The sequence below is a fragment of the Nonomuraea sp. KM90 genome, from assembly GCF_052246675.1.
Lineage (GTDB): Bacteria > Actinomycetota > Actinomycetes > Streptosporangiales > Streptosporangiaceae > Nonomuraea.
In genome coordinates, this window is sequence record NZ_JBQQCB010000169.1 from 1 (window position 1) to 19,010 (window position 19,010).

At 71.0% G+C, this 19,010-nt stretch carries 18 protein-coding genes; 14 read left to right on the forward strand and 4 right to left on the reverse strand.

Going from position 1 to position 19,010, the window contains the following annotated elements; all coding sequences use genetic code 11:
• The 4 genes from ACTWPW_RS57700 to ACTWPW_RS57715 all read left to right on the forward strand — a co-directional run.
• On the forward strand, positions 1-208 hold a 208-nt coding region (locus ACTWPW_RS57700), incomplete at its 5' end, for a hypothetical protein (RefSeq protein WP_443174064.1).
• 12 nt (positions 209-220) lie between these two features.
• Positions 221-1,780: an acyl-CoA dehydrogenase family protein gene (locus ACTWPW_RS57705; RefSeq protein ID WP_443174065.1), complete on the forward strand. Its 1,560-nt coding sequence runs from the start codon at positions 221-223 to the stop codon at positions 1,778-1,780.
• A gap of 1 nt (position 1,781) precedes the next feature.
• Positions 1,782-2,666 carry an alpha/beta hydrolase family protein gene (locus tag ACTWPW_RS57710; protein ID WP_443174066.1) on the forward strand — a complete coding sequence of 295 codons (885 nt, stop codon included), beginning with the start codon at positions 1,782-1,784 and terminating at the stop codon, positions 2,664-2,666.
• The gene (locus ACTWPW_RS57715; RefSeq protein ID WP_375112455.1) at positions 2,663-3,832 is read left to right on the forward strand and encodes a class I SAM-dependent methyltransferase; all 1,170 of its coding nucleotides are present in this window, start codon (positions 2,663-2,665) and stop codon (positions 3,830-3,832) included. The genes ACTWPW_RS57710 and ACTWPW_RS57715 overlap by 4 nt, the downstream gene beginning before the upstream one ends.
• 148 nt (positions 3,833-3,980) lie before the next feature.
• On the opposite strand, the gene ACTWPW_RS57720 is transcribed toward ACTWPW_RS57715, so the two are convergent.
• The gene (locus ACTWPW_RS57720) at positions 3,981-4,838 is read right to left on the reverse strand and encodes a helix-turn-helix domain-containing protein (RefSeq protein ID WP_443174067.1); all 858 of its coding nucleotides are present in this window, start codon (positions 4,836-4,838) and stop codon (positions 3,981-3,983) included.
• Positions 4,839-4,998: 160 nt separating this feature from the next.
• Between ACTWPW_RS57720 and ACTWPW_RS57725 the strand changes: the two genes are divergently transcribed.
• Positions 4,999-5,883 carry an aldo/keto reductase gene (locus tag ACTWPW_RS57725; protein WP_443174068.1) on the forward strand — a complete coding sequence of 295 codons (885 nt, stop codon included), beginning with the start codon at positions 4,999-5,001 and terminating at the stop codon, positions 5,881-5,883.
• A gap of 144 nt (positions 5,884-6,027) precedes the next feature.
• On the opposite strand, the gene ACTWPW_RS57730 is transcribed toward ACTWPW_RS57725, so the two are convergent.
• The gene (locus ACTWPW_RS57730) at positions 6,028-6,747 is read right to left on the reverse strand and encodes an SDR family oxidoreductase (protein WP_375112452.1); all 720 of its coding nucleotides are present in this window, start codon (positions 6,745-6,747) and stop codon (positions 6,028-6,030) included.
• Between the two features lie 138 nt (positions 6,748-6,885).
• Here ACTWPW_RS57730 and ACTWPW_RS57735 point away from each other — a divergent pair, with 138 nt between their 5' ends.
• The 3 genes from ACTWPW_RS57735 (at position 6,886) to ACTWPW_RS57745 (ending at position 9,884) form a co-directional block, all read left to right on the forward strand.
• Entirely contained in the window at positions 6,886-7,779 is an 894-nt protein-coding gene (locus ACTWPW_RS57735; protein WP_375112451.1) for a LysR family transcriptional regulator, read from the forward strand.
• A gap of 162 nt (positions 7,780-7,941) precedes the next feature.
• On the forward strand, positions 7,942-8,061 hold the full coding sequence (locus tag ACTWPW_RS57740) for a DUF7737 domain-containing protein (protein WP_443174069.1): 120 nt from the start codon (positions 7,942-7,944) through the stop codon (positions 8,059-8,061).
• A gap of 299 nt (positions 8,062-8,360) precedes the next feature.
• Positions 8,361-9,884: an RCC1 domain-containing protein gene (locus ACTWPW_RS57745; protein ID WP_443174070.1), complete on the forward strand. Its 1,524-nt coding sequence runs from the start codon at positions 8,361-8,363 to the stop codon at positions 9,882-9,884.
• Between the two features lie 135 nt (positions 9,885-10,019).
• On the opposite strand, the gene ACTWPW_RS57750 is transcribed toward ACTWPW_RS57745, so the two are convergent.
• Positions 10,020-11,063: a lysostaphin resistance A-like protein gene (locus ACTWPW_RS57750; protein ID WP_443174071.1), complete on the reverse strand. Its 1,044-nt coding sequence runs from the start codon at positions 11,061-11,063 to the stop codon at positions 10,020-10,022.
• Positions 11,064-11,176: 113 nt separating this feature from the next.
• On the opposite strand from ACTWPW_RS57750, the gene ACTWPW_RS57755 reads away from it, so the two are divergent.
• Together ACTWPW_RS57755 and ACTWPW_RS57760 are read left to right on the forward strand one after the other, a co-directional pair.
• Positions 11,177-12,418: a sensor histidine kinase gene (locus ACTWPW_RS57755; RefSeq protein ID WP_443174072.1), complete on the forward strand. Its 1,242-nt coding sequence runs from the start codon at positions 11,177-11,179 to the stop codon at positions 12,416-12,418.
• Positions 12,406-13,050, forward strand: a complete 645-nt coding sequence (locus tag ACTWPW_RS57760) for a LuxR C-terminal-related transcriptional regulator (protein ID WP_375112447.1) — start codon at positions 12,406-12,408, stop codon at positions 13,048-13,050. The genes ACTWPW_RS57755 and ACTWPW_RS57760 overlap by 13 nt, the downstream gene beginning before the upstream one ends.
• A gap of 211 nt (positions 13,051-13,261) precedes the next feature.
• Here the strand turns inward: ACTWPW_RS57760 and ACTWPW_RS57765 are convergent, their stop codons facing one another.
• A complete protein-coding gene (locus tag ACTWPW_RS57765) occupies positions 13,262-14,305 on the reverse strand; it encodes a zinc-binding dehydrogenase (RefSeq protein WP_443174073.1) in 1,044 nt (347 codons plus the stop codon).
• 175 nt (positions 14,306-14,480) lie between these two features.
• On the opposite strand from ACTWPW_RS57765, the gene ACTWPW_RS57770 reads away from it, so the two are divergent.
• From ACTWPW_RS57770 to ACTWPW_RS57785, 4 genes are all read left to right on the forward strand, one after another.
• Positions 14,481-15,380: a helix-turn-helix transcriptional regulator gene (locus ACTWPW_RS57770; RefSeq protein ID WP_443174074.1), complete on the forward strand. Its 900-nt coding sequence runs from the start codon at positions 14,481-14,483 to the stop codon at positions 15,378-15,380.
• Between the two features lie 314 nt (positions 15,381-15,694).
• Entirely contained in the window at positions 15,695-16,303 is a 609-nt protein-coding gene (locus ACTWPW_RS57775) for a flavin reductase family protein (protein ID WP_375112444.1), read from the forward strand.
• Between the two features lie 418 nt (positions 16,304-16,721).
• Positions 16,722-17,099, forward strand: a complete 378-nt coding sequence (locus ACTWPW_RS57780; protein WP_375112443.1) for a hypothetical protein — start codon at positions 16,722-16,724, stop codon at positions 17,097-17,099.
• Between the two features lie 454 nt (positions 17,100-17,553).
• Positions 17,554-18,480 carry a phosphotransferase gene (locus ACTWPW_RS57785; protein WP_443174075.1) on the forward strand — a complete coding sequence of 309 codons (927 nt, stop codon included), beginning with the start codon at positions 17,554-17,556 and terminating at the stop codon, positions 18,478-18,480.
• The last annotated feature ends 530 nt before the right edge of the window (positions 18,481-19,010 follow it).

The following is a 19,010-nucleotide window of genomic DNA, read 5'->3' on the forward strand; positions in this document are numbered from 1 at the left end:
CGGCCAGCGGGTCGGCGACCGGTACGCGCGCACCTTCGCCGCGGTCTGCCTCGCCCGGTCGGAGCCCGCGCACTGGCTCGCCGCGGGCGTGGAGTCGCTGCTGCGTCCCGGCGCCCGCATGCCGCGCGAGACGACCGAGAGCCTGTTCCTGGATCTCGCCATGCGGTACGCGGGCCGCTCGGCGCTGTCCCTGTCACGACCGGCCTGAAGGGGCGGGCACATGGATCTCACCATCGAGGCCGCCCTCGACACGGCCGCCCGGCTCGACCAGGCTCTCGGCGACCCCATGGACGAGCGCAACCCCGCCTCCTTCCACGCGGCCGTCGCGACCGACAGGGAGGGCAGGTTCCCCCAGCACCTCTGCGACGCGGCGTTCTCGTGGGGGCTCGCCGAGCACCTGATCCCCGCCGTCTCGGGTGGCTCGCTGCGGTCCCTGGATCACTGTGTCGCCCTGCTCCGCGTCCTGGCGCGGCGCGACCTCACGGCGGCGTCGGCGATCGCGGCCGGCTTCCTGGCCGGCCTGCCCGTCTGGCAGCACGGCACGCCCGCCCAGCGCCGGGCGGTCGCCGCGCTGCTGCGCCGGCACGAGTTGCTGGGCCTGCCGATCGGCGAGGCCGAGCACGGCGTGGACGTCACGGCCGACACCCGGCTCGAAGCCCTGGCCGGGGCGGGGCGCGCGTGGAGCCTGAGCGGCAGGACCACGCTCGCCGGCCACGACGGGCACGTCGCGGGCACCACCCTGCTGGCCCGCACCGGCGCCGGCGTCACCGCGTTCCTGCTGCTGCGGGAGGCGGACCGCGGCGGACACTGGCGATCCGACCCCGCGTACGAGACGCACGGCCTGCGCGGTTCGGCGCTCGGCCGGCTCACGCTGTCGGGCTTCCCCGCGGGCCCCGCCGAGACGCTGGGCCCGCCCGGGCAGGGGCTGGAGATCGCCGCGCGGACCTTGCCGGTGGCGCGGCTGGTGGTCGCCGGCCTGGCCCTCGGCGGGCTGGACACCTGCCTGCGCGCGGTCGTGGCGTTCGCCCGCTCCCGCATGTTGTACGGCGCGCCGATCCTGGAGCTCGAACCCGTCGCCGTCCGCCTGGCCGACGTCTACGCGGATGTGCAAATCGGCGAGGCCGTCTGCCACGAGTTGAGCCGCATCGCGCGTACCGACCCGCACCGCTTCCCCGCGGCCTCGGCACGCGTCGGCGACCTGGTCCCGGAGCTGGCCGGCGACGCCGTCGAGTCCCTGGCGATCGTGCTGGGCGCGCGGGCGTACTGCGCGACCGAGCACTGGCACGGCATCGTGGAGAAGATGCGCCGCGACGTGGCCGTGGTGACCGCTCTGGCGGAGTCCGACCAGCCGCCGCCGGACGAGCTGCCGCCCGACCCGTTCGTCCCGGTGCCGCCCGAGCTGGCCTGGCTCGGGGTGCCCGCGGCGGAGGCCCCCGATCACGGCGACCCCCTCGCGCGGGCCCGCGCCCTCGTCCACGAGGAGGGCCTGCCAGGACCGTACGCCCCCCGCCTGCTGGAGCTGCTCGACCGCCTCACCTCACGTGGCGGGACGGCGCCCGGTCTGGACGCCGCCGCGGCCTGCGCCTCGGCCTGGTTGCGCGGGCAGCGCCGGGACGACTTCCACGCCACCGGGGCGTGGCTGCTGTTGTGCCTGCGACGGATCGCCGCCCGGCTGGGCGAGCCCCAGCCCGCGGACACCGGCCTGCGCCGGCAGGCGGTGGACCGCCTCGAACGCGACCACGACGAGCGACGGCTCTTCTCCGACATCGAGGTGCCCTGAGATGACCATGACCGATCAGCGCCGGGCGCCGCAGCGCCTCCGCGTGAGCCTCAGCGACGGCAACACGAGCGAGCTCGTCGTCTTCCCGGCCGCCGAGGAGGACGCCCCAGTCGTGCTCTGCCTGCCTGCCATGGGCGTGCGGGCGAGCTACTACACGGCGGTCGCCGTCGAGCTCGCCGCGCGCGGGCACACCGCGGTGCTGGCCGACCTGCGCGGCAACGGCGGCAGCTCGGTCCGCCCGTCGCGCTCGACCACGTTCGGCTACGCCGAGATGCTCGAAACCGAGCTGCCGGAGATCGTCGAGGCACTGCGCCGGGAGTTCGGCGCCGAGCGGATCACGCTGTTCGGGCACAGCCTCGGCGGCCACCTGAGCGTGCTGCACGCCGCCACGTCGCCGCACGTGGCCGCCACCGTGCTCGTCGCCACCGGAACGAGCTGGTACGGCCGCGTCGCCGGGATACGCAGGCCGGCCAGGTTCCTGGGCCTGCAGATCATCAGGATCGCCACCGCGCTGCACGGCTACCTGCCCGGCTGGGTGCCCTTCGCGGGCAAGGAGGCCCGCGGCGTGGTCCGCGACTGGATGCACGACGCCAGGCACGGCGCCTACCTCATCCACGGCAGCCGGGTGGACTACGAGGCGGCCCTGTCCCGCTCCACGGTCCCCGCGCTGTTCGTCGTACTTCCCGGGGACCGCTACGTTCCCGAATCCTGTTCGGAGCATCTCGCCGCCAAGCTCCGGTCGGCCAGTGTCACGTGGGCGGAGATCCCACCCGAGGACGTCGGGCTGGAAAGGACACACCACTTCCGCTGGGCGCACCGGCCCGGCGCGGTCGTCGACGCCGCCGTGAAGTGGCTCGGATCGAGGAACACGGAGGTCACGTCATGACTCAGACGGTCCAGGAAGCGACCCGCGCCGACATCGCGGCGATCGACATCAGCGACATCTGCACGCCCGACTACACCGCCAAGCTCGAACGCATCAGGTACGAGGCCGCGCTGGTGTTGTCCCGCATCGCCATGCGGCACCTGTTCGCCACGGGCGAGGCCGTGCACGACCCGGAGGCGCCGCCGCCGTCCAGCGGGTCGGAGCGGCAGCCGTACTTCTTCCGCAAGCGCCTGATCGAGTACCTCGCCGACCGCGGCGACCTGTTCCGCGACGGCTACGTCTACCGCCCCACCCCCGAGCTGGTAGGGCGCGCGCAAACCCCCGAGGACGTCTACCTGGCCGGGGTGTCGTCGCCGGACACGGCCACCATGGTTGCGCTGCGCGCCGTCGAGTCGGTCGCCGGGGAGGTCCTCCAGGGCCGTGACGGGCTGGCCGCGATGGAGGAGCGGATCGGCGTCGCGGAGACCTGGGACATCTGGCAGTACCTCATGGTGGACGTGGCACCCAAGCAGACCTGCAACAGCCTCGTGGCCCGCGTGCTCGACCAGCGCCTGCGCGCGGGCGACCCCATCGTGGTGTTCGAGGGCGGCGCCGGCGTCGGCGCCACCATCCGCGCCGCCCTGCAGATCGACGGGTTCCGCGAGCGGGCCAGGGCGATCAGGCACTACGGCTTCACCGACATCAGCCGCGAGCTCATGCGCGGCGCCAGGGAGATGCTCGGGCAGGAGGCGCCGGAGCTGCTGGCCGTCACCTCCTTCGACCGGGTCGACCTCGACGACCTGGACTCCTACGACGACGTTCCCTACCTGCGGGACGGCTCGGCCGACCTGATCATCCTGGAGAACGTCCTGCACGACGTCGAGAACCTCCACGAGGTGCTGCGCTCCTGCCACCGCATCCTCAAGCCCGGCGGCTGGCTCGTCTTCACCTCGGGGAACCGTACGCGGGCCGGCATGTTCTTCCCCTGCGAGGTCCTGCAGACCAGCCTGCACAGCTACAACCGGGCGGTCCTGGACCCGCCGCGCCGCGTCAACGTCGGCTACCTCACCCAGCAGGAGTGGGCGCGCTCGCTGACCGACGCCGGGTTCCCCTCGTTCCGGGCGCTGCCGGGCGAGAGCGACCTCGAGTTCTGGCCGTTCGGCGGCTTCGTCGCCGAACGCGCCTGACTCCCGCCCGGCGGGGAAGCCCGGCAGAGCGACGGGACGGCCGGCCCGCGTACCGCCGTGGCCGCGGGGCGCGCTCGGTCGCTCGGCGGTCGCCTTCCCGCTCGCCGTACACCCCATCCCGCGCGTCGCACACGCTCCGCCGACGAGTTCAGGCGAGGTGCTCCCGGGTCCAGGCGGCCAGTGAGCGCAGGCCCAGCTCGGAGGGCGAGCCCGGCTCGGCCGTGTGCAGGGCGAAGGTCTGGTCCTGTTCGCCGACGGGGGCGAAGGCCTCGTAGCCCAGGGCCAGGTCACCGGCCACGGGGTGGTGGTAGTACTTCACGCCGTTGCTGCGGCGGATCACATTGTGGTCGGCCCACCACCGGCGGAAGTCCGCGTCGCGGGTGGACAGGTCACCGACGAGCTCGGCGAGCAGCGGGTCGGCGGGGTAGCGGCCGGCGTACAGGTGAAGGGCGGCGACGGCGTCGCGGGCAGCCTGCTCCCAGTAGGTGTACAACGTCCGGGCCGCCTCGTCGAGGAAGATGAAGCGGGCCATGTTGCGATCCCGGTGCGGCAGCGCGTCGAAGTCGGTCAGCAGGGCGCGGGCCAACCGGTTGGCGGCCAGCACGTCGAGGCGTCGTCCCGTCACCATGGCCGGGACGTCGCCGACGGAGTCGAGGGCCAGGCGAAGGCCGGCGCGCAGCCGCTGCGGCGGCATCGGGGCGGCAGGGGGGCGGACCGGCCGGTTCAGGGTGTACAGGTGCTCGCGCTCGGTGTCGTTCAGCGCCAGCGCGCGGGCCACGGCGTCCAGGACGGCGTCGGACGCGTGGACGCGGCCGCGTTCCAGCCGGATGTAGTAGTCGGCGCTCACGCCGGCCAGCAGCGCCACCTCCTCCCGGCGTAGCCCGGGCACCCTGCGCGTGCCATGCCGCAGCGGCAGGCCGGCGTCCTTCGGGGTGATGCGCGCCCGGCGTGAGCGCAGGAACTCGGTGATTTCCCGCTGGCCCGGCGCGGCGGAGGGTGCGCTCATACCTCCAGGCTAGTGCGGAGCCACACCAGAGGGGGTCTGCCATGCCCCCGGTGGAACGCGCCCCCTCTCGGGGCGTGGCGGCGGGCGCGCCGCTGGTTGCCTGGAGACGTGGCCACCATGGCCACCTGTTCCGCCGATCACGACGAAAGGGCGCCGCGGCATGTCCACGGAAACTTCCAGCGGTACGACGATCACCATCGGCAACGGACCGGCCGTCGGGCGGGTGGGCTACGGAGCGATGCAACTCACCGGCAGGCAGGTGTGGGGCGACTACCCCGACCGGCAGGCCGGAATCGGGCTGCTGCGCGCGGCCGTGGACGCCGGGGTGACGTTCATCGACACCGCCGACGTGTACGGCCCGCACAGCAACGAGCTCCTCATCCGGGACGCGCTGCACCCCTATCCGGACCACCTGGTCATCGCGACCAAGGGCGGCTTCGTCCGCGGGGGCTTCGACTACTCCACCCTCGACGCCGTCGGCAACCGCAACTACCTGCGCCAAAGCGCCCACATGAGCGCACGTCGGCTGGGTGTGGAGCACATCGATCTCTACTACCTGCACAGTGGGCGCGCCACCGACGCCCCGTTCGAGGAGCAGATCGCCACCCTGGCCGAACTGCGCGAGCAAGGGCTCATCCGCGACATCGGCCTGTCCAACATCACCCTGGAACAGTTCCACGCGGCCCGGGCCATCACCGACATCGCCGCCGTCACCGCCCTGTACAACCTCGGGAACCGCACCGGAGCCACCCTGCTGACGGCCGCCGAGGCAGCCGGGACCGCGTTCTCGCCCTGGCACCCCGTCACGCTCGGCGACGGTGGCGACCTCGATCGCGTCACCGCCGCTCTTGAGCCGATCGCCCGCCGCCACGGTGCGACTCTCCAGCAGATCGCGCTCGCCTGGCACCTGCACCGCTCGCCCGTCACGCTCCCGATCCCCGGCACGACCAGCCTGCGTCACCTCAAGGAGAACCTCATGGCTCATGACCTCCACTTGAGCGCGGAGGAGATGAACACCCTGACCACCCTGGCACCGGAGAACTAGGAACTCCGCGGAGCCCGCCTGACCGCATCCCAGGCGCGTTCAGGAGGCCGACGCGGCCCACCGGTGCCTTGGCGGATGGGCATCGCGATGGCGAACGCCCGGACGCTGACCGAACGGCAATGGCCGGCCCCGGTGACGGGTGGATCAAACCAGGACGTGCCCACCGTCCACCGTGAGGACGGTCCCGGTGGCGAACCGTTCCGTCATCAGGAACACGAACGCCTGGGCGATGTCCTCGACCTCGCCGACCCGCCCCACCGGGATCGCCGCGCCGACCTCGGCATACATCCGTTCCCGCTCCTCCTCGTCCATCGCCGACCACAGGGGCGACCGTACGAAGCCGGGCGAGACGACGTTCACCCTCACGGGCGCGAGCTCGACGGCCAGCGCCTTGGTGAGCGCCTCCATGGCACCGCAAATGCTCGCCGCGACCGCCCAGCCCGGGCCCGGCCGGTCCTTGGCGGTGCCGGTGGTGAGGGTGATCGAGCCGTCCTTGCGCAGGTGAGGCATCGCGGCACGGACCGCCCTCAGCGCGCCGAAATAGCGCAGGGCGAAGAAGTTCCGTGCCGCTTCCAGATCGAGCGTGTCCATCGGCATCAGCGTCAACGGCTCGCCCGCGGTGAACACCAGATGGTCGAACTCACCGACGCCGTCGAAGAACTCGCCCACCGCCCGGGTGTCGGCGAGATCCACGACATGGCCCCCGGAGCCGCCGGGCAGCCGGGACAGAGCGTGGTCGACGCTGGCCCGCCGGCTGGAGGCGACTGTGACCACGGCGCCCTGCCGCGCGGCCGCCTCCGCGGTGGCCAGCCCGATCCCCGACGTGCCGCCGAGCACGATGACGCGTTGACCCTGTAGATCCATGATCGTGTCCTTTGAGAAGAGAAATTCGAGAAGAGAAATCCGACTCCTCCACGATGAACCCGGCCGATCGCTGCCGTCCAAGACCCTTTCGTCGACCTGTAATACCCTTTGGGTAATGAAAGGCGGAAGGAGGCGCTGGTGGACGTCGATCTGCGGAAGCTGCGCTACTTCGTCGCGGTGGCCGAGCGGCTGCACTTCGGGCGGGCCGCCGAGGCTCTGCACATCGCGCAGCCGGTCCTGTCCCGCCAGATCCGCGCGCTGGAGGAGGAGCTGAAGGTCCAGCTGTTCGTACGGAACAGGCGGGCCACCGAGCTCACCTCCGCGGGTGAGCAACTACTCGCCGACGCCCGCCCGCTGCTGGCGGCGTCCCAGGCGCTGCGCCGTCGCGTCAGTCGCGCAGCCCGCGGCACGGACGTGTTCACCGTCGGATTCATGCCCGGGCTGATCGTCACGCCGGCGGTCCAGGCGCTCCGCGAACGCCATCCCGGGCTCACCGTGGAGGTGATGCGCACCACCTGGGACGACCAGACCGAGGTCATCCACGACGGCCGGGTGGACGTCGGCTACGTGCGCCTGCCGATCGACCAGCGCGGGCTCCGCGTCCGGCCGCTGCTCGCCGAGCCACGTGTCGCCGTGCTGCCCACCGGCCACCGGTTGGCGGGCAAGGACGTCGTCGGCATCCCCGACCTCGCCGACGAACACCTCCTGCAGGACCCCGATGCCGTTCCCGAATGGCGCGACATCGCCACCGAGCTGCGGCGGCCGGGTGGACGCCGCCCCGGTCCGGCCTTCCACTCGGTGGAGGAGAAGCTCGAACACGTCGCGCAGGGCCACGGCGTCATCGTCCTGCCGCTGTCGGTGGTGACCTTCTACACCCGGCCCGACGTCACCTACGTCCCGATCGCCGACATCCCACCGAACCAGGTGTGCCTGGCCTGGGACAGCACCCGCCGCAACCCGCTGATCGGCGAGTTCGCCGCCATCGCCACAGACCTGCAGGGCCGAGCCGATGAGCCGCCCCCGTGCGTATGAGCCGCGGATGTGGCCTCTCGTCCGACCTGTCGAGCTGGTCTTGCTTTCTCATTTGATGTGGCGGATTTCGGGGAACGGGACGCCGGCGGAGATCCGCCAGGCGAGCCGCAAAGCCCTCGACCGGCGCGATGGCAGCCGCCACGATCAATACCGGGCGCGCCGGTGATCCTGGGCTCGGGGAACGTCCTGATGTCGCCGGCCGACGCCTACCTGTGCATCGTGGCCAAGAGCGGGAGCGGGGCGCAGGTGTTCCTCCCGTTCGAGGGCGACCAGGTGCTGTGATCTTCAGCGGAGGTCTCGTGGATCAACACCGAGGAGATCCAGGAGACGGAGTTGGACGAGCTTGCCGGTGGGGATGGCGGGTCGTCCGGCGTACAAGCCGTCGACCTTGGTCGCGCCGTGGGTGGTGAGTGCCTGGCGGACCCGGCGGTTCGATCGGGCAGAAGAGCGCGGTAGGGGGCGCAGGGAGTCGGGTTCGCGGGTCGCCGAGTGCTGGGAATGGGCCCCGCGCCGGGTCGGCTGACGGTGGAACGGGACGGAACGCCTTCGAGGAAAGAGGAATCGAAGGTGGAGAGGCTCTCATGAAACCCTTGAAGCAGCGCGTGGTCGCCGCGGTGGCCGCGCTCGCGCTGACGTCCGGGCTGCTCGGGCAGGCCTCTCCGGCGTCGGCCGTCTCCGGCGTCATCGTGTACGGGTGGGGGCTGAACGGATCGGGCCAGGTGGGAAACGGCGGCATAGGGCCCCCGCTGCCGACGCCCGCTCCGGTGTCCGGCCTCGCCACCGACGTCACCCAGGTCAGCGGCAGCGGCGGGGTGAGTGCGGCTCGGCACTCCGACGGCTCGGTGTGGACCTGGGGCAGCGATCGGCGGCTGGGCTACCCGAGCCCGTCCCGCTCGACACCGGCCCGGGTCCCCGGGCTCCCTTGGATCAGCCAGGTCAGTGCAGGGACGGGGCACGTGCTCACCGTCGACGGCCAAGGAAAGGTATGGGGGTGGGGCGACAACTTCTTCGGCGAACTGGGCGTGACCGGCCCGGCCACCAGCGTGACGCCGGTAGGCGCGCCGATCTCCACCGTCGTCCAGGTCGCCGCCGGGCGCGACTTCAGCCTCGCGCTGAAGTCCAACGGTGAGGTGTTCGCCTGGGGCGGCAACGGGTTGGGCCAGCTGGGCAACGGCACCGTGAACGCCGGAGGCCCGACCCCGGTGCGGGTGGCCGTGCCGTACGGGATCGTGCAAATCGCGGCGTGGGGCAACTTCGGCGTGGCGCTGCGCAACGACGGCTCGGTGTGGACCTGGGGACGAAACACCAACGGGCAGCTCGGAAACGGCACGACCGCCAATGCCGTGCCCACACCGGTGCGGGTGGACCGGCGTGTGTCCGGCATCGTCCAGATCGGCGCAGGCGACAACCACGCCATGGCACTGGGCGGCGATGGCACCGTATGGACCTGGGGCGCCAACGACCACGGTCAGATCGGCGACGGCACGAAGGCCGACCGTCTGGTCCCCGTGCACCTCGGGCTGACCGGCATCACCAAGATCAACGCGGGCCGCGTGGGCTCCATGGCGCTCGACTCCGGCGGAAACCTCTCCTACTGGGGCAGCAACACCTCCGGTGAGGCTGCCAACGGGACGGTCGACATCACCGATGCCAACCCGATCACCCAGCCCACCAGGATCACCACCCTGCCCGGCGTGGTCACCATGAGCGTGGGGGAGTACACCCCGCTTGCGATCGCGGCCTCGCAGCACGCCGTGGTGCCCCACGTGATCGGCTTCAGCTGCCCCGTCGCCGCGGCCGCCCTGAGCGCCGCCGACCTGACCCCATCGTGCTCCTACAACGGCGGCACGGTGACCGCGCAGTCCATCCCGTCGGGGACCGTGGTGCCGAAGTTCACCGTGGTCGGCCTGTCCATGCGGGCCGTCGTGCCCGACGTGACGGATCTTTCGTGCACGGGCGCCTCCAACCAGGTCAGGGCTGCCGGGCTGGTGCCGCAATGCACAGGCACCGGCACCTGGGTCGGGAGCCAGTCACCAGCCGCAGGCCGCGTAGTCGATGCCGGCACCACCGTAACCCTGAGCATGCGCTCCGGCCCCCGCCCCTGATCCCGCCCCGCGTGACCTTGGAGGATTTTCAGCGGGTGGCGAGATCCACGACGTGGCCTCCGGAGCCGCCGGGACAGCGCGTGGTCGAGAAGGCGGGCGCCTGGACGGGCGACGTCCTCGATGACCTCGACCAGATCACGACCTTCGGTGATCGGACGCGACCCCGCCCATCCTGGCGGCTTGTGCGGGACGGTACGGCGGTCGCGTCCCAAAGGTGTCATGGGTCGCAGCGCAGTCGTCAGTGGAGGAGGAATCGGCGGACCGAACGCGGTGCGCGGCTTGGACTGGCTCGGGCATGACACCAGCTGCCTGGATCGCCAGTTTCCTGAACTGTCCTGTCACGATGAGCACCGCGATCGTACCGGCCATGACCAGCCAGCCCGGCCAACCGGAAAGCGATGCGTGCAAGGCGGCATCCGCGGCGCTCAGGGGTTTTCCGAGGAGCGCGGGCAGGGCGGAGGCGATCAGGTTCGCCGCGGCGTGCGCGACGACCGCCGGCCAGATGCTGCCGGCGGCGAGGCGCAGCCAGCCCAGCAGGGCGCCGAGCAGCACCGACGCGATGGTGAAGGCGAGTACGGCCAGGCCGCCCGGCAGTCCGGGATAGTGGTAGCCCTGCAAGGTGAACGGGGCGTGGAACACTCCCCAGATCACGCCGCTGGTCAGCAGGGCGCGCCAGAGCCCGAGCGGGAGGAGTTTGGGCAGCAGGTAGCTCCACCCGAACTCCTCGCCGAACGTCAACACCATCCCGAGCGGGAAGATCAGGAGCTGGGGCGCCAGCATGCCCGCCAGACCCTCGAGCGGCAGGGGATCGTGGAAGGCGAAGTGACCGGCGGACGAGCTGACGCCGAGCGCGGCGAGCGTCAGGAGCGGTGCGAGCAGGAGGCCGGCTGCGGTGTAGCCGGCCATCCGGGGCAGCGACCGCGACGGCAGGACGCCCGTCTCCCTGAGCAGGTCGCGCGGGCGGCGCAGCTCTCCTGTCACCGACGCCGTGATGAGCACTCCCAGCGTGGGCGTGTACATGGCGAGCATGAGGATGGGCGTGGCCGCGTCCCCTTGGACGTCACCTCCGCCGAACCAGAGGGCGGCTCCGGCGGCCCAGATGGCGCCGAAGGTGATGGTGAGGAACGCCGCGACCGTGAGCCATGGCACGGCGGGGCGGTGGAGCGTTTGTGTGGTCATGACCACGAACGGTAGGTATCACCCCGGTCCCCAGACGATGGAGCAGGCGGCCCGGTTGGTACTACAGTCCGCTGTAGTGCGCCCACCGGCCGCACTGCACGAGACTGAATGTCGTGCAGGAAAGATGGCAGAAGACCTGGCGGGGCAGCAGATATCTCTTACTCGGCCTGCCGACCGCGATGGCCACGATGATGGTGCTGCCGCTCCTGGCGGCCACGGCGTTGTCGACCGGGCTCGGCGGCATCGGGCTCGTCCTGTTTCCCCGGGCGATGGCCTTGCTGCGGCGCTGGGCCGAGTGGCACCGCCGGCGCGCCGCCGCTCTGCTGGGCAGGCAGGTGTCCCCCCGGCAGATGGCGCTGGGAACGGGGATTCGCGCGCGGTGGCGGCAGGTGCTCGATGACCCGGAGACCAGGCGTGACGTCCGCTGGGTGTTGCGGCACATTGTGACCGGCGTGCCGGCGGGGTTCGCCGCGCTGGCCTGCGTCGGTACGGTGGTGTTCACCGCGTTCGCGGCTCCGCTGTGGTGGTTGTTCCCCGCCGGCGCGCCGCTGCGACTGCTGGGTGCGTTCCCGGTGACCGGCTGGGGCAGCGCGCTGGGCATGGGGGCCGTTCAGATCGCGGGCTTCGCGGCCCTGGCGTACTGGGCGGTGCCCCGGCTCGCGGCCTTCCACGCGAGCAGGTGCCTGGCTGCGCTCGAGCCCTCGGCGCAGGATCAGCTCACCGAGCGCGTCGGCGAGCTGACCGAAAGCCGCGCGGGAGTGCTCGACGCCCACGGCGCTGAGCTACGCCGTATCGAACGGGACCTGCACGACGGCACGCAGGCCCGGTTGGTCGCCATCGCCATGCGGCTGGGGGTGGCCAGGGAGTCCCTCACCGACGGTTCCGCCGACCTGGCCGACCTGCTGCGCGAGGCCCACGAAGGCACCGAGGAGGCCATGGCGGAGCTCCGTGACGTGGTCCGTTCGATATATCCGCCGATCCTCGCCGACCGAGGACTCCCCGGAGCGCTGGCGGCGCTCACCACACGGTCGGGCGTGCCCGCCGAGATCGACCTCGGCGATCTCGGCTACTTACCCGCCGCCGTGGAGGCAGCCGCCTACTTCATCGTGGCCGAGACGCTCACCAACGCCGCCAAGCACAGCGGCGCCACCCGGGTACAGGTGCGGATCACCCGCGACCGCGGATGGCTGCTGATCGAGGTAACCGACAACGGCATCGGCGGGGTCGAGGAGTCCCGTGGCAGCGGCGTCACCGGCATCCGGCGCCGGGTCGCCGCACTCGACGGCACCATGATCGTCACCAGCCCACCAGGCGGCCCGACCGCCGTATCCGTGGAGTTGCCGTGCGAGTCGTGATCGCCGAGGACAACGTCCTGCTCTCCGCGGGTCTCGAACTCCTCCTGGGCACCAAGGGCATCGAGGTCGCCGCCGTCGTCACCGACCATCCCGCCCTGATCGAGGCCGTGGACCGGCACCGGCCGGACGCACTGATCGTCGACGTCCGGCTCCCCCCGTCCTTCCGTGACGAGGGCATCAAGGCCGCGCTGGAGATCCGGCGCGCGCATCCCGGCCTGCCGGTGCTCGTGCTGTCGCAGTACGTCGAGAAGGTCTACGCACGGGAGCTGCTCTCCGACGGCCGCGGGGGCGTCGGTTACCTCCTCAAGGACCGGGTGAGCCGGGTCAGCGAGTTCGTCGACGGCCTGCGCCGGGTGTCCGAAGGCGGCACCGTCATGGACCCTGAGGTCATCGCCCAACTCCTGGCGGGCGGCGGCACGAGCGCCGTCGGCACACTCACCAGCCGCGAACGTGAGGTGCTCACCCTGATGGCCCAGGGCCTCGGCAACAACGACATCGGCAAGCGGCTGTTCATCACCGACAACGCCGTGCACAAGCACATCGGCAACATCTTCGCCAAACTCGGCCTGCCACCCGCCGAGGGAGGCCACCGCCGGGTGCTCGCCGTACTGGCCTATCTGGACAGCACCTGAGCAGCCGGCCTGTTCCGCCAGCCCACGGACGTCACCGAGCCCAACGCTTCACCACGTACCCGGATCCGACGGAGAACCGAGCCTCCAGCGCTCAGAATTCGTGCGTGGCGGGAAGAGTTCGTTCCTGCCGCGGACCAGGGAGGGCGACAGTTCCGACCGGGTGCGGGTACGGACGAGGCCGGACCCCGCACCCAGTCGCCGCCGCTCGAGGTCAGGGCCTGATGAGGACCTTGAGGCTCTTGCGGCCGGCCATGTCCTGATAGCCGGCCGGGACGCCGTCGAGGCCGGTCGTGGCGTCGAACACCTTCCCCGGCTCGATGGTGCCGTCCAGGATGTCGGGCATCAGCTCCTTGATGTAGGCCCGGACCGGCGCGGGTCCGCCGGTCAGGCGGAGGTTGTGGCGGAAGAGGCCGCCGAAGCCGATCGGCGCGTCCTCGTACTGCGGGACGCCGACGCGGCTGATGACGCCGCCCGGGCGGACGACGCCGAGGGCCTGCTGGTAGGCGGGCATGGTGCCGACGGCCTCCAGGACCACGTGGGTGCCGTGCCCGCCGGTGAGTTCGCGTACCGCCTCGATGCCTTCCTCGCCGCGGGCGGAGACGACGTCGGTGGCGCCGAACTTGCGGCCGAGGTCGGTGCGGGCCTGGTGGCGTCCCATCAGGATGATCTGGTCGGCGCCCAGGCGCTTGGCCGACAGGACCGCCAGCAGGCCGACGGCGCCGTCACCGATCACGGTGACGCGGGTGCTCGGGTTGACGCCGCCGGCCACGGCGGCGTGGTAGCCGGTGCCGAACACGTCCGAGAGCGTCAGCAGGGACGGCATGAGGGCCGAGTCCGCTTCGACGGGCAGCTTGACCAGGATGCCGTCGGCGAGCGGGACGCGGACCGCCTCGGCCTGGCCGCCCTCGAACGACGAGCCGCCCCAGAAGCCGGCTTGCGGGTGGGTGCAGGAGGTGTGCAGGCCCTCGCGGCAGAACTGGCAGGTGTTGTCGGAGATGGCGAACGGCGCCACGACCAGGTCGCCCCGGTTGAGGGTGGTCACCTCCGGGCCGGTGTCCTCGACGATGCCGATGAACTCGTGCCCCATCCGGGCGGGGCCGTCCTCCGGCCTCATCGAGCCGTAGGGCCACAGGTCGCTGCCGCAGATGCAGGACGCGGTGATGCGGACCAGCGCGTCGGTGGGCAGCTTGATGACCGAGTCGGGTACCTGCTCGACGCGGACGTCGCCGGCGCCGTACATCAGGGTTGCACGCATCAGAAGGTCTCCGTTTCAGACGGTTGTCTCTCTCGGGTGGCGCAGGGTTGCGTCCAACCTGCTGATGCCAGGAAACCCGCCTGGCCGCGCGCGAGGCAGAGCGCGTTTATGGGGGGACAAGCTCAACCCCCTTACCGCCGCCACTTGCGCGAACCCTGCGGCTACCGTGGAGGGCATGGACCACCGGCCCGACCACCGCGCCCAGATCCGGGACTTCCTCGCCACCCGGCGCGCCAAGCTCACCCCTGAGCAGGTCGGGCTGCCCACCAGCGGCCGGCGCCGGGTCCCCGGGCTGCGCCGCGAAGAGGTCGCGGTGCTGGCCGGTGTGAGCACCGAGTGGTACACCCGGCTGGAGAAGGGCCACATCGGCGGCGTGTCCGAAGAGGTGCTCGACGCGGTGGCCCAGGCCCTGCGCCTGGGCCAGGACGAACGCACCTACCTGTTCGACCTGGCCCACGCCGCCCGGCCCGCCCGCCGCGCGCCCTCGCGCCGCAAGGACGTCCAGGTCCCGCCGCAGGTCCAGTGGATGCTGGACTCCATGACGATGTCGGCGGCGTTCGTACGCAACGGCCGCCAGGACATCGTCACCCACAATGCGCTGGCCCGGGCCCTGCTCGCGCCGGTCTTCGACAGCCCTGCCACCACGCAGTACGGCCGCGCCAACATCGCCCGCTACGTCTTCCTCGACCCGGGCTCGCAGCAGTTCTTCGTCGACTGGGACGAGGCCGCCGTGGTCAGCGCCGCGCTGCTGCGCGCCGAGGCCGGACGCAGGCCCCATGACCGGGCCCTGCGCGACCTCGTCGGTGAGCTGTCCACGCTCAGCACCGAGTTCCGCAGCCAGTGGGCCGTCCACGACGTACGTATCCGCCACGACGGCAGCAAGCGGCTGTGGCACCCGCAGGTCGGCGACCTGGAGCTGACCTACCAGTCCCTCGACCTGCCCATGTCCGACCGGACGGCGTACGGCCTCACCATCTACACCGCCGAACCGGGCGGCACCTCAGAAGAGCGGCTCAAGCTCCTGGCCAGCCTGGCAGCCACCCAGCCGGCACACCCCAGCAGCCAGCCGCGTTGAAGCGCGCCGGCCTGCTCACCGGCGCAGTCAGCCGGGCGCTGCGAACGACTCGCCGTGCCCCGGGGGATTACCCTCCGTCCTCGTCCACGCCCCGCCGTCTGGGGGATCGTCGGCTCCACCCCGGTGGCGTACGGCATGTCGCGCCCCACCGCCCAGCGGTTGTCCGGCGCGGGGTGGAAGATCACGCGGTGGGCCAGCAGGGAGTTGCGTTCGACCAGACCGGCTTGTCCTGCGGGCCGGGGCCGGGGCCGGATACCGCCGTAGCTCCGCGTGGCGGCCACTACACGCTGTGAGCGAAATGGATACTGAACGGTATGCGTGTCGATTTCGACCCCGAGGCCCTGGGTGGGGCGGCTTTCTTCAAGTTCATGACGTCGGTCGTCGTTCCGCGTCCGATCGCGTGGGTGTCCACCGTCACACCCGATGGAGCGGTGGACAACCTCGCTCCTCACTCCTTCTTCAGCATCGCCAGCACCGATCCGCCGATCGTGCAGTTCACCTCGATCGGCCGCAAGGATTCCCTGCGCAATGTCGAGGACACCGGTGAGTTCGTCGTCAATTTCTCCTCCGAACCACTGCTGCATCTGATCCGCGACACCGCCACCGATTTCCCCCGGACCGTCAGCGAATTCGGTACCGCGGGAATCGAACGCGAGCCCAGCCGTCATGTGCGACCTCCCCGGGTGGCCGCCTCTCCCGTTGTCCTGGAGTGCCGTTCGCACACCACTCTGCGCATGGGCAACTCCACCCTGGTCTTCGGCAGGGTGTTCCTCGCGGCGGTGCACGAGGAGTACATCGTCAACGGCCGGCCTGACGCCGAGCGGTTGCGCCCGCTGACCAAGCTCGGCGGCGACGAGTGGGGAACGCTGGGCGAGATTCTGCACCTGAACCGCATCCCCTATGAGGAGCCCCAAGACGCATGAGTCATTCGATCGGAATAGGACCGTAGAGGGCTGTTCAATTTTCGTCGCGGCGCTGGTCTTCTGGGTGGCGACCCATCCGAACTACTTCATGTAGCCCGCGGCGGGCCTACGCTCGACGAGCGCGGGAGCGCTCGGGAACCGCAGTTCCCCGGGCGCCCAGCGCATGGACGAACCGGCTTCCCCTCTGGCAACCGGCCGCACCCCCTCCTGGATACCGGTAACCGCCCGGGCGCACTACGCGAACGCCGCTGATCCGGCCGGTAACCCCCTTGCGCAGCCGCTACTTGCCCCCCATGGGCCGAATGGGGGGACGCGTCACGGGGCGCCGGAGGTCGTTGAATCGGGCACGCCTGACATACCGCGGACATACCGCTCGTCCGTATCGTTCCTCCACATCGGTCCAAGGAACGAAAGGGACATGAGAATCATGCGGATATCGGTCGGAATTACCGTCCTGGCAGTCGCCGCCGGACTGCTCGCGGGAGTCCAGCCGGCGGGCGCCGCCACGACACAAGCAGCAGCGTGCAGCGTCAGCCCAGGCATTCCTTACAAGGATGGCGCTCACGTCAGAGGTACGGTCGCGTGGGTCGGCGACTGCGGGCAGATGACTCTGAAGGTGCAGCGCAAGCGATGGTACGGCTGGCAGACCATGAATTCGGACACGTGGACCAAGGACCCCGACAAGAAGGTCGGACTCCCGGCGAAATGTGGTGACGGCACCTACGACTGGCGTGTCTGGGTCTACGCAGAAAAAGCTGGTGGCTTCACCAACAGCAGCAGGAAGATCACTTGCTGATCCCGATCTCGTGAGGACCGTTTTGCAGGGTACGGCATCCGGCACGCCCCTCATTTACGCCCTTGGCGGCGGCCGGGAGAGCGGCGCTTCGTTCCGGGAGTAGCCGTAGGAGGTGCAGCGGCAGGTGAGTCGTTCCGGCTGCGCGCGGTCCACCTGATACGTCCGGTTTCGAGGCAGGTGGATGGATCGCTGCGCCTCAAGCGGTCATGCCCTGGACCTGCTGATCAGGAACCACCTGGCCGGCCTCGGTCAGGGTCTTGCGCACCACTCCGACTGACACCTTCACCTCGGCAGCGATGGTGCGGATGGACTCGCCGCGCTGCCGCCGCGACAGGATGCGGCACGCTTGTCGTCGTCGACCACCGGCAAGCCGTCCTGGTCCTGCCGGCGCCGCGAAGCGAAGCCTTGGCCTCGCCCGTCGCTTCCCGCTGGGTTCGGCGCCTATGGCACAGTCATGAGCGTGCCGCTGGACGAGTTGCCGAACTGGTTGCCGGCCTGGTGTCTTGACCATCTGGGCGGCGAACCCGCCGACGTGCTGTTCCGGACCCAACAGGTCTCGATGGTGTTCGGTCTGCGGTTGGCCGGTGGCCGGGACGTGGTGGTCAAGGCACGTGCCGACGACGGCCGGGCGGCGTCGTGTGTTGCGGCGCAGGCCCGGCTGGCCGAGCGCGGGTTTCCGTGTGCCCGGCCGCTGACGCCGGTGGTCGGTGTCGGTGCGCTGGCCGTGCACGCTGAGGAATTCCGGCCCGGCGGCGAGGTGCTGCACGGGAACTCGCCGGACATGGCCGTGCGTTGCGCGGAGGTGTTCGCTCGGCTGATGGCCGAACTCGCCGGTGTGATCGTCACGCCGCCGTTGCCGAATCCGCCCTGGGTACGCTGGGACGAGACCGGTTCTGAGACGTGGCCGGCGATCGACTTCCTCGACGGCCTGGACCAGACTGTCGTGCCCGAGCACATCGTCGAGGCGGCTGAGCGGACCCGGGAGCGGCTGCTGACCGCCGGTCTGTCGTACGTGTTGGGCCACGCCGATTTCGAGGCGCAGAACCTGCGGTGGCAGGGGCGGCAGGTGTGGGCGGTGCACGACTGGGACAGCCTGGCGTGGCAGCCGGAGGCGGCGCTGGTGGGAGCGGCGAGCGGGTCGTTCGCCAGTGCCGGGCCGCCGACGCTGGCGCCGATCGAGAGCTCCGAGGCCTTCCTGGTGGCCTATCAGGATTTTCGGGGGCGCGTGTTCACGCCCGTGGAGATGGAGATCGCATGGGCGGCAAGCGTGTGGATGGCTGCGTACAACGCCCGGGAGATGGCACTGTGTGGTGGCCCCCCGGCGGGCGGCGATGCGCTGCGGGCACAGGCGGCCGAACGCCTCCGCCGGGCGAATGCCTAGCCCCGCAGGCGAGCCCGGAGAGCGTCCACCCCAGACCAGCACCGGCGGTCGATTCCCAGATCTTCAAGCTGCCCGAACGGCCTGTAGCCGCAGGAGGTGACACGCTCACCCAGCGAATCCAGGTACTCGCAGACCACGAGCTGGATCTTGGCGCGGTAGGCCTTGCGGAGGTCAACGTCGTCGAAGCTGGTTCCTCCGGCTGCCATTCCGCTTTCAGCAGCGACGGCTCGGTGTCGCCATAAACGGTCCCGGCCTGCCTGTCGGGCAGGGGAGCCTGCCTGGCGCTCACGACCAGGTGTGGCGCCGCGTCTGTGGCCCACGGATCCAGGGTCCTCGGGAAGACTCTCTCGCGCGGCTGGTCCAGCACGTTGAGGACCACGATGGTCGCGGCGATCGCGGGGCACCGGCAACGAGTCGACTCTCCGGCAGCGCGTCAGAGCGGTCACGGCTTCCCTATCGCACCGGCTTCAGTACCGCCTGCAGGAGCACGACGCCCTCGCCGTACTTGTCCTTCAGCCGTTGCTGGAGCT

Bases quoted from the DNA above. Each gene is read 5' to 3' on its own strand.
- ACTWPW_RS57705 (WP_443174065.1), top strand. From the start codon at position 221: ATGGATCTCACCATCGAGGCCGCCCTCGACACGGCCGCCCGGCTCGAC.
- ACTWPW_RS57710 (WP_443174066.1), top strand. From the start codon at position 1,782: ATGACCATGACCGATCAGCGCCGGGCGCCGCAGCGCCTCCGCGTGAGC.
- ACTWPW_RS57715 (WP_375112455.1), top strand. From the start codon at position 2,663: ATGACTCAGACGGTCCAGGAAGCGACCCGCGCCGACATCGCGGCGATC.
- ACTWPW_RS57720 (WP_443174067.1), bottom strand. From the start codon at position 4,838: ATGAGCGCACCCTCCGCCGCGCCGGGCCAGCGGGAAATCACCGAGTTC.
- ACTWPW_RS57725 (WP_443174068.1), top strand. From the start codon at position 4,999: ATGTCCACGGAAACTTCCAGCGGTACGACGATCACCATCGGCAACGGA.
- ACTWPW_RS57730 (WP_375112452.1), bottom strand. From the start codon at position 6,747: ATGGATCTACAGGGTCAACGCGTCATCGTGCTCGGCGGCACGTCGGGG.
- ACTWPW_RS57745 (WP_443174070.1), top strand. From the start codon at position 8,361: ATGAAACCCTTGAAGCAGCGCGTGGTCGCCGCGGTGGCCGCGCTCGCG.
- ACTWPW_RS57750 (WP_443174071.1), bottom strand. From the start codon at position 11,063: ATGACCACACAAACGCTCCACCGCCCCGCCGTGCCATGGCTCACGGTC.
- ACTWPW_RS57765 (WP_443174073.1), bottom strand. From the start codon at position 14,305: ATGCGTGCAACCCTGATGTACGGCGCCGGCGACGTCCGCGTCGAGCAG.
- ACTWPW_RS57770 (WP_443174074.1), top strand. From the start codon at position 14,481: ATGGACCACCGGCCCGACCACCGCGCCCAGATCCGGGACTTCCTCGCC.
- ACTWPW_RS57775 (WP_375112444.1), top strand. From the start codon at position 15,695: ATGCGTGTCGATTTCGACCCCGAGGCCCTGGGTGGGGCGGCTTTCTTC.
- ACTWPW_RS57780 (WP_375112443.1), top strand. From the start codon at position 16,722: ATGAGAATCATGCGGATATCGGTCGGAATTACCGTCCTGGCAGTCGCC.
- ACTWPW_RS57785 (WP_443174075.1), top strand. From the start codon at position 17,554: ATGAGCGTGCCGCTGGACGAGTTGCCGAACTGGTTGCCGGCCTGGTGT.